Source organism: uncultured Capnocytophaga sp. (assembly GCF_963525585.1).
GTDB lineage: Bacteria > Bacteroidota > Bacteroidia > Flavobacteriales > Flavobacteriaceae > Capnocytophaga.
The window spans coordinates 1-2899 of sequence record NZ_CAURLX010000087.1 but is presented as its reverse complement, the minus strand read 5'-3'; the positions used below and the strand labels follow the sequence as shown (position 1 = coordinate 2899).

The 2899-nt window shown below is 30.1% G+C and carries 3 protein-coding genes; all 3 read right to left on the bottom strand.

Annotation, left to right across the window (positions count from 1 at the left end; genetic code table 11):
* On the bottom strand, positions 1-560 hold a 560-nt coding region (locus RYK20_RS10870; protein WP_314895438.1), incomplete at its 3' end, for a restriction endonuclease subunit S.
* Between the two features lie 6 nt (positions 561-566).
* Positions 567-1688: a Fic family protein gene (locus tag RYK20_RS10865; protein WP_314288833.1), complete on the bottom strand. Its 1122-nt coding sequence runs from the start codon at positions 1686-1688 to the stop codon at positions 567-569.
* Positions 1689-1817: 129 nt separating this feature from the next.
* Positions 1818-2804, bottom strand: coding sequence for a site-specific tyrosine recombinase/integron integrase (gene xerA / locus RYK20_RS10860; RefSeq protein WP_314288831.1), 987 nt, complete (start codon positions 2802-2804; stop codon positions 1818-1820).
* Positions 2805-2899: the final 95 nt, after the last annotated feature.

The following is a 2899-nucleotide window of genomic DNA, read 5'->3' as shown; positions in this document are numbered from 1 at the left end:
ACCCTAAAAAGGGTCTTTTTATTGTTTGGGCTTAACTCCGCTAAATTATCATTTATTTGATGTAGAACTTCTATTTTATCGTCAATATCTGAGAGAATTTTAGCAATTTTTTGCTGGGTTTCAAGGAGGGGGAGATTGATTTCTAAATCTTGAATTACTTTTTGTGATAGATTATCTCTTGCAGAACCACTACTAATTTGTACTAAATAATCATAAATACTATCTAATTTGTATTTTAGAAAAATATTATTTACATTTTCACTAGGTAAGATAGCACAAACAGCCTGATTGGTACAAGCATTAATATTCAAAATACTTGTTTTTCCAGCTGTAGCTCCATACATTGCAACTAAAATAGTATCCTTTGGAAAAATTTTAGTGTTAGATTTTTCAAATCCCTCTTTTGTAATAAATTTTTCAGCAAAGTTTATTTTATATTGTCCAACTTCACCACTATTTATCCAAGGTATATCACCATTTTCATAATATTCTTTATTTGAACTCAAAGGAGTAGCTCCTGATGAAGTATTTACTAAATCTCCTAATCTTATTTTCTCCATCATCAATTAATTAAATAGGTTGATATAATCTTCAAAAGCATATAGTTTGCCACGAGAAGCTCCAGTAATTTCTCTAAGAATTTCTAATTTTTCTAATTCTGTAATGAGACTATACGCCGTGCGAAGGGTTTTTCCTGTGATTTCTTCTACTTTTGGAGCATCTATGATTGGGTTATGATAAAGATATTCTAGTACTTTACTTGCATCTTTACTCTTAGAGCCTAATTCTTTGATTTTCAACTCTACATTTTTTTGAAGTTGCAAAATTCCATCAAAAGTTTCTACTCCTTTTTGTGAAGTTTCAATAACACCCGTCAAGAAAAATCTCAACCATTGTGCTAAATCATTGTGAGTTCTCACTCGCATCAGATTATCATAATAAAGTGTTCTATGTTTTTCAAAAAAGTCTGAAAGATAGAGAATCGGTTGTTTTAAGATGCCTTTATCTACTAAATATAAGGTAATAAGAAGCCTCCCCACACGCCCATTTCCATCTAAAAAAGGGTGTATAGTTTCAAATTGATAATGAATAATAGCTATTCTTAGTAAATCAGGCAATGGGTTTAACTCGTCATTAGCAAATTTTTCTAAATCCGACATCAACTCGTTCAAACTAGTATGAACAGGGGGGATAAATACGGCATCAGAAATAGAAGCACCTCCAATCCAGTTTTGGCTGGTACGATATTCCCCAGGTAATTTGTGTTCTCCACGAACACCTTGTAACAATATTTTGTGAGTTTGTTTAATCAATCGAGATGAAAAGGGAAGTGTATGCAATAATTTCACAGCTTCATTCATTGCTGAAATGTAATTTTGAACTTCCTCCCAATCATTTCTTTTTTCAAAATTGATTTCCTCTTTTTTCAAAAAAGCCTCTTCTATATTAGTTTGTGTACCTTCTATTTTAGAAGATTGTGTAGCTTCTTTGGCGATATGCATTTTTATAAACAGCTCAATATTAACATATTGTGAATACATATCCAATCTTCCCAGATGTCTATCTGCTTTACTGAGAAGTTGTAAAATACTCATATCCAAAACTTTCCATTCTCTATCAATAAAGTTTGGCTGGAAGCTTTTATAATAACCTTGATTTATATATTGTCCTGATTGAAAATTTTCCATAGCTTATTTTTGGGGCAAAATTACAATAAAAAAACTGTTATTGAAATTTTTTTTGATTTTTTTCAATAAGAAAATTATTATTGAAATTTTATTCCAAAAATTGCAATAAGAAATATTGAATAGGAAAAATCAACTAATAAATTTACGATGAGCCATTTTTACATTGATTTGATTGACCATTGCGTAATGCATCGTAGTATCTATTTTGGTGTGTCCTAGTAGTTTTTGTACTTGCTCTATGGGCATCCCTTTATCAATAGCCATTGTAGCAAGAGTGCGCCTAAATTTATGCGGGTGAACTTTATTGATATTACATTTCTTGCCTAAATTTCGTAAAATACTCTCTATGCTATTGATAGTTAGTCGTTTATTAGGTTTAGAAAAAGAAACAAATAAAGCTTCTTCAGTGTCTTTTCTACTATTAATATATTCTAAGAGATGAATTTTTGTTCGAGCATCAAAATAAACTTCCCTTTGTTTATTTCCTTTCCCTGTAACAATGCAAGAACGCTCTTGGAAATCAATGTCTTTTGTGTTTATTTTTACTAATTCACCTACTCGCATTCCTGTGGAAGAAAGAATTTCTACAATAGCTAAATCTCTGATATTATTAGTGTTATCTCTTAGTTTTTCAATTTCTTCATCGGTTAGAATTTCTTTTATGGTTTTGGCTGTTTTCACTTTATGTATTCTTCGTACAGGAGATTTTAATATATAATCTTCATCTTCTAGCCACGAGAAAAAACTGGAAAAGATTCTTCTAATATTATCAATAGTTACTTTGCTTGAATCATTTTTTTCCTGATAATCAGAAAGGTAAAGTCTTAAATCATTTGTAGAAATGTCACTAATATTTTTGTTTAGTTTATTGAGAAGAGCTTGAATAGTTGAAAAATAATATTTTAACGATTTTTCTGAGCAACCTTCTATTTTCTTTGCAGACAGAAAAGAATGAAGCAAACTGATAGGTTTTTCGTTCGGCATTTTCTCTGATAACAGGTCTATAGTAAGATTTTTAATATTTTGTTCTAAAACAGTCTCTAATAATTTCATCTGCTGAAAATTTAGGCTATTACTCATCTCATTAAGGATTTTTTGTTTAAAAAGTTCTTTCATTCTTAGATAAAATTTAATCTGCAAATGAACGACTTTTTGCTAAATGATAATTTAGCGGAGTTAAGCCCAAACAATAAAAAGACCCTTTTTAGGGT